This window comes from Acutalibacter intestini (genome assembly GCF_034334985.1).
GTDB classification, from domain to species: domain Bacteria; phylum Bacillota; class Clostridia; order Oscillospirales; family Acutalibacteraceae; genus Acutalibacter; species Acutalibacter intestini.
In genome coordinates, this window is sequence record NZ_JAWXXL010000157.1 from 1 (window position 1) to 505 (window position 505).

The 505-nt window shown below is 57.8% G+C and carries 1 pseudogene; it reads right to left on the reverse strand.

The features are described from left to right. Positions 1-404, reverse strand: a pseudogene (locus U8U68_RS22200) (virulence protein); the annotation flags it as partial. Positions 405-505: the final 101 nt, after the last annotated feature.

The following is a 505-nucleotide window of genomic DNA, read 5'->3' on the forward strand; positions in this document are numbered from 1 at the left end:
TGGTCGGCCACCTCCTCTCTGCTGCCGGACTTGAACGCGCTGTTGCCGGAGAGGTTGCGGAGCAGGATTTTCCGCTCGTCTTTGAACTCGGCCCCGATAAAGCCCAGCCGGAGCAGGAAACACCGGAAGGCGTATTTGTCGTTGTCGGTGGACTTTTCCTTGGCGGTGATGCGTTTCTGGTTTCGAGCCATGTCGCAGAGGGCGGCGATCAGGTGGGTGTAGGTCTTGACCTCATCGGCATCGAGGTCCCGATCCCCGAACCAGGGGAAGGAGATTATGTCAGGCGTGACCTCCACCGGGAGGGCCTCCACACCCAGGGCCTTGCGGATGAGCCGCCCCTTGACGGTGAGGAGGCTGGTGAGGTTGACCAGGGCATCCGGGCCGAGGGTATTACTCCCGCTCAAAAAGCTAGGAAAAAGAGAGGAAGAGTGATATAATAGGGATATGGAATATATCGATTTGCGGAAAGTGGGAAAAGAAGGGCTCAAGCAGATACGCAGTCAGG